This is a genomic window from Methylobacterium tarhaniae (assembly GCF_001043955.1).
In the GTDB taxonomy this organism is placed as follows: domain Bacteria; phylum Pseudomonadota; class Alphaproteobacteria; order Rhizobiales; family Beijerinckiaceae; genus Methylobacterium; species Methylobacterium tarhaniae.
In genome coordinates this window covers 1-3644 of the sequence record NZ_LABZ01000339.1, presented here as the reverse complement: position 1 = coordinate 3644, position 3644 = coordinate 1, and the positions used below count along the sequence as shown (strand labels likewise).

General features: G+C 75.2%; 2 protein-coding genes and 1 pseudogene. All 3 read right to left on the bottom strand.

Going from position 1 to position 3644, the window contains the following annotated elements; all coding sequences use genetic code 11:
• A pseudogene (locus VQ03_RS29790) lies at window positions 1–639 on the bottom strand (TIGR01620 family protein); the annotation flags it as partial.
• Window positions 640–647: 8 nt separating this feature from the next.
• Entirely contained in the window at window positions 648–2114 is a 1467-nt protein-coding gene (locus VQ03_RS29785; RefSeq protein ID WP_048454551.1) for a YcjX family GTP-binding protein, read from the bottom strand.
• Between the two features lie 62 nt (window positions 2115–2176).
• Window positions 2177–3367 carry a hypothetical protein gene (locus VQ03_RS29780; RefSeq protein WP_048454550.1) on the bottom strand — a complete coding sequence of 397 codons (1191 nt, stop codon included), beginning with the start codon at window positions 3365–3367 and terminating at the stop codon, window positions 2177–2179.
• Window positions 3368–3644 lie beyond the last annotated feature (277 nt).

Sequence of the window (3644 nt, the reverse complement as noted above, 5' to 3'; positions counted from 1 at the left end):
CTTCGCCGCCTCCGCCACCGCCGCCTTGGCGGAGCGGTCGAGGGAGGCCAGCAGCTCGGCCTCGGCGATGCCGATCCGGTCCTCGACGTCGAGGATCTGGTCGTCGAGGGCGGTGAGCCGGGCGCGGGCGGCGCTCATCGCCGGGCGCTCGGCATAGAGGCCGGAGAGCTGTCGCACCACCGCCTTGGCGGCGCTGTGGTCGCGGGAGCGGAGCGCGTCGAGGGCCTCTTCGCGCAAAGCCTCGATGCGGCGCTCGCGCAGCACGCCCGCCACCTCGCGCCAGACGATGGCCGCGAGCGCCACCACGGCGACCGCGAGCAGCACGAGCGCCAGGATGCCGAGCCAGGGCGCGGCGGAGAACAGGTCGGCGATCAGCCGCTCGATGGCGAGGCCGATTCCCAGCGAGGCGAGGCCCCCCAGCGCCGAGAGCAGCAGCGTCGCCCAGGGTGCGCGCGAGCGCGGCGCCACCGGCACGGCGACGCCGTCGGCGGCCTCGACGATCTCGAACGGTTCCTCCACCACACGCACGCCGTCGGCGAGCGCCGTCTCGGTCCCGGGCGGCGGCGGAGCGGCCGGGGCCTCGGTGCCGGCGGGCGGCAGGCGGAAGGCGCGGGGCTTGTGGGTCGGGGGATTGGTCATCAGGACCTTCAGGCGAGGCGGTCGCCGATCAGGAAGTTCAGGGCGCGGTCGAGGCGGATCTGCGGCAGGCGGCCCGGGCGGCCGAGCGCATCGCGGGCGACCTGTGGTGGGCGAAAGCGCGGGAAGCGCAGGGAGCCCGGCGGCACTGCCCCTTCCAGCACGGCTTCGGGCCGCTCGGGCAGCTCGCCGGGGAAGATCGCGGCCTCCGTCTCGCCGTCGAAGGTCTCGCCGTCGATGCTCTCGCCCGCCTCCGGCGTGCCGGCCACCGCCCGGAAGGCGTGCGGCCCGTCATGCACCACCGTCTCGCGAGTCGAGCGCACCGAGGCCAGCGCCTGGGTGCTGACATGGGCGCCCGCCGCTTCCGTGCGTCGCAGGGAGCGCGCGACGAGGAGGCGCAGGAGTGCGTCGAGCCGGTCGTGGCTCGCATGGTGGAGGTGGTCGGCCTTGGTGGCGGCGAACAGGATTCTATCCGCCCGCGGCGCGAAGAAGCGCGACAGCAGGGTGTTGCGCCCGACCCGCAGGCTCATCAGCACCCGGTCCAGGGCCTCTTCCAGCTCGGCCAGCGCCGCCGCCCCGGCATCGACCGCCGCCAGCACGTCGACCAGCACGATCTGGCGGTCGATGCGCTGGAAATGGTCGCGGAAGAACGGCGTCACCACCCGGTGCTTGTAGGCCTCGAAGCGGCGCTGCATCAGGCTCCCTAAGCTGTCGGGGTTCACCGGGCCGTCGAGGATCAGCGGCGCGAAGGTCAGCGCCGGCGAGCCGGCGAGGTCCCCCGGCATCAGGAAGCGGCCCGGCGGCGTGGTCGCCACCGCCTCGGGCCCGGCGCGCACCGCGGCGAGGTAGAGCTTGAACGCCTCGCTCGCCCGCTCGGCCACGATCTCGTCGAGGGGCTGGGTCGGGTCCAGCGCCCGCAAGGAGGCGAGCCATGGCGCCGCCATCGCGGTCCGGCCGGGCCGCTCCGCGGCGGCGATGGTCTCCCGCGACCAGCCTTCGTAAGTCTGCTCGATGAGCGCGAGGTCGAGCAGCCACTCGCCCGGGTAATCGACGATGTCGACCATCAGGCTCGCCGGTCCGGTGCGCCAGCCGCTCTTGCGCTCGTAGTCGACTTCGAGGCGCAGCTGGCTGATCCGGTCGGTCGAGCGCGGCCAATGCCGCGCCTCGGTCAGCGCCGCGAGGTGGTCCTCGTAGGGGAAGCGCGGCACCGCGTCGTCGGGCTGCGGCACCAGGCGGGCCCGGCGCAGGCGGCCCTCCTGCGAGGCGCGGAGCGCCGGCAGCGGGTGCAGGCCGGTGAGCTGGTGCACCAGCGCGGTCGTGAACACCGTCTTGCCGGAGCGGGCGAGGCCGGTGACGCCGAGCCGCACGGTCGGCTGGACCAGCAGGTCGTTCGAGGCCTCGGCGAGCGAGCGTGTCGCCTCGGTGACGGACTTGGCGAGGGAGCCGGCACGCGCGGCGAGGTCGGTCAGGGGCGGCACGCGGTACGCTCTCGCTTCATCGTGATCCGGGAGGTGGCGCGGGGCCGGGTTTTCCGCAAGGGCTACGGCGCGGCCTGAGCCTGCCGGCTCGCCGCCCGCTCGGACTCCGCCCGGGCAATCGCCGCCGCGACGAGGGCCGGGCTCGCCCGCAGAGCCCCGAGCTCGACCGCCGACATCGCCAGCAGCACCGGGGCGAGGCGCTCGGTGGCATGGCCGTCGGGCGTGAACAGGCCGAGATCGTCTCCCGGCTTGACGCCGACGCTGCCGGCGATGCGGGCGGCGTAGTTCTGGATCCGGATCTCGTCGGAGCCGCAGAAGGGGGCAGGCGGGCGCAAGGCGGGCGGCAGCGCCGAGACCGATGCGGCGGCGAGCGTCGGCAGGGCGGCGGCCTCCGCGGCGAGGCGGGCACCGTCGAGGATCCGGTCCGGCTCGATCGTGGCGGCGGGGCGCGCGGTCTCGCCGATGCCGGTGGCGATGGTGGGAAGTGGCGGTGCCCTGACGGCGCGCACGGGCTGGCGCGGCCGCCCCTGCATCCGGGCGAGCGCCGACCAGGGCTGGACCCGCAGGGCATGCGCGGCGACGGGCCGGGCCGCGGGCGCGGCGGCGCTCGGCGCCCGCGCAACCCGCCGGGATGCGCCGCCGCGGCCGTGGCTGGCGAGGAAGCGCGCCCGCAGGGTGCGGCCGATGCCCTGCGGCGCCAGGGCCGCGAGGGCCGGAGAGGCGGCCCGCGCGGGCAAGGCCCCCCGCGCCGGGCTGACGGAGCGCGCCGCGACCGGTGCGCCACACTCGGCCGGCGCCCAGCGGCGGACGATCGCCAGGGCCGAGCGGCGCCCATACTCGCCGTAATAGCGCCGCAGCAGCGAGACCGCGGCATCCGCCCCCTGCCCGGCGGTGGCAAAGCCGGTATGGCCCTCCTGATCGCCGCCGATTTCGCCGTCCCAGCGCGCGCGCTTGATGCACCAGTAATTGTTGAGCTTGACGCAGCGCGCCACGAAGGCCGGATCCCCCGGCGCCGCCCAGGCGGTCCAGGCGAGGGAGAGCGGCAGGAGCCCGTCGCGGGTCTCCGCTCGCCAGGTCGACACCGCCCGCGCCTCGGGCCGGTAGACCGGCATCTCGCGCGCCGGTGTTGCCAGGGCAGAGGCGGCGGCGAGCCCGTCACGCAGATGGGCGGCGCCGTCCCGGACCAGGGCGGCGCCCGCATCGGTCGCGGGGCCGGCCGCGAGGGTCAGGGCGAGGAAGGCGGTGAGGATCACGGGGGCCGATTTGCGTCTCTGAGGCTTAGCCTGTCTCAAGCGATGGGTCGGGCGCTGCGTTCCAACGAGGGTGGATGCGGGTTTTTCTTCTTCTCGTTCGCGGCAGAGCTGTCCGGGGAAAGACGAGGCACGGGCTTCCCCTCTCCCCGCCCGCGGGGAGAGGGGAAGCCCGTGCCTTTCCGAGACAGCTCTGCTTCGGTCACATCGACGGCTGCACCACCCCTTCGCCTACTCGTCCTCGCCGTGGCCCAGGCTCTTCGGCGTCACGAACCGCTCG